The sequence below is a fragment of the Citrobacter sp. RHBSTW-00029 genome (assembly GCF_014104295.1).
GTDB classification, from domain to species: Bacteria; Pseudomonadota; Gammaproteobacteria; order Enterobacterales; family Enterobacteriaceae; genus Citrobacter; species Citrobacter youngae.
This window is the reverse complement of sequence record NZ_JABXRT010000007.1, coordinates 1-1,688: the sequence shown is the minus strand read 5'-3', so window position 1 is coordinate 1,688 and position 1,688 is coordinate 1. Positions and strand designations below refer to the sequence as shown.

The window sequence follows — 1,688 nt, the reverse complement described above, 5'->3', positions numbered from 1 at the left end:
ACCGGAAACACCGGTCATCAAAAATAAAAAAACTGGGCAATACCTGAAGGTTCGCCGCGGAGGGGACAATCCTTCTCCCGGGTTTGATGTGGGCCTGACCTTTTTTCGCGGCTATGCCATCAAGGACAAGCCTTACCCCGATGGTACCACCGTACGCTGTGCGGTGAACGCTGCGGAGGCGGTGAAATGAAGGTTGGAAAATATAGCCTGGCGTTGTTGCTGTTGCTGAGCGGTTGCGATAAACCGGAGCCTGCGGCGCAGGATAACGCTGAATTAGCACACTACCTGCAACGCATCACCGGCGATCTGGTGTTTATTCCGGGCGGCACGTTCTGGATGGGGGATTTTTGCTCCCGCACGCACGGTGAGGGCGCGCGCTGTTCTTCGGAAAAAGATACCAAACCCGTGCATGAAGTGGCGCTGAGCAGCTATTCCATCGGTCGTTTCAAGGTGACCCATGAGGATTACGCCTTTTATCTCAAAATGGCGGGATTACCAGCCCAGCAGTTTGATAAAGAATGGCGGAATAAAACGCTGGCGGACATGACCCATTTTAAAAACAGTCCGGCGGTGGTGTCATGGACAGAGGCCGATAATTACTGCCGCTGGCTGAAAAAGAAGACGGGGCTGCCGTTTTCCCTGCCGACGGAAGCGCAGTGGGAGTATGCGGCGCGTGACCGGGGTCAGTATATTCTGGTGGCAACGGATGACGGCGACTGGCGTGAAGATGAGAAAACCGGTCGCGGTGAAAACTACGCCACCAGCGAGGACCGGCAGGCTACGGAAGAGGCCACTGGCGTGGAAAGTTTCTTAGTGCGTTATGCCGTCGATCGCTATCCGCCGACCCCCGGCGGGCTGTACGGCATGGCAGAGAACGGCTACGAGTGGGTGAGCGACTGGTATGACCCGGACTATTACGCGAAATCTCCGCGCCAGGATCCGCAGGGCCCGGAGAAGGGCGTCATCCTGGATGACGATAATGGGCAATATATGAAGGTCCGCCGCGGAGGTGACAATCCTTCTCCCGGGTTTGATGTGGGCCTGACCTTTTTTCGCGGCTATGCCATCAAGGACAAGCCTTACCCCGATGGCACCACCGTCCGCTGTGTGGTGAACGCTGCGGAGGCGGTGAAATGAAGGTCGGAAAATATAGCCTGGCGTTGTTGCTGTTGCTGAGCGGTTGCGATAAACCGGAGCCGGCGGCGCAGGATAACGCTGAATTAGCGCAATATCTGCAACGCATTACCGGCGATCTGGTGTTTATTCCGGGCGGCACATTCTGGATGGGGGATTTTTGCTCCCGCACGCACGGTGAGGGCGCGCGCTGTTCACCGGAAAAAGATACCAAACCCGTGCATGAAGTGACGCTGAGCAGCTATTCCATCGGTCGTTTCAAGGTGACCCATGAGGATTACGCTTTTTATCGGAAAATGGCGGGATTACCGGAGTTACGTTACAAAGATCAATACGATAATAAAACGCTGGCGGACATGACCCATTTTAAAAACAGTCCGGCTGTGGTGTCATGGACAGAGGCCGATAATTACTGCCGCTGGCTGAAAAAGGAGACGGGGCTGCCGTTTTCCCTGCCGACGGAAGCGCAGTGGGAGTATGCGGCGCGTGACCGGGGCCAGTATATTCTGGTGGCAACGGATGACGGCGACTGGCGTGAAGATGAGAAAACCGGG

The 1,688-nt window shown here is 55.9% G+C and carries 2 protein-coding genes and 1 pseudogene; all 3 read left to right on the top strand.

Annotated elements, in window-relative coordinates; translation table 11 throughout:
* Positions 1 to 190, top strand: a pseudogene (locus HV041_RS24870) (hypothetical protein); the annotation flags it as partial.
* A complete protein-coding gene (locus HV041_RS24865; protein ID WP_165712660.1) occupies positions 187 to 1,137 on the top strand; it encodes an SUMF1/EgtB/PvdO family nonheme iron enzyme in 951 nt (316 codons plus the stop codon). The pseudogene HV041_RS24870 and the gene HV041_RS24865, both read left to right, overlap by 4 nt.
* Positions 1,134 to 1,688: formylglycine-generating enzyme family protein (locus HV041_RS24860; RefSeq protein WP_182294305.1), on the top strand; the 555-nt coding region annotated here is incomplete at its 3' end. The genes HV041_RS24865 and HV041_RS24860, both read left to right, overlap by 4 nt.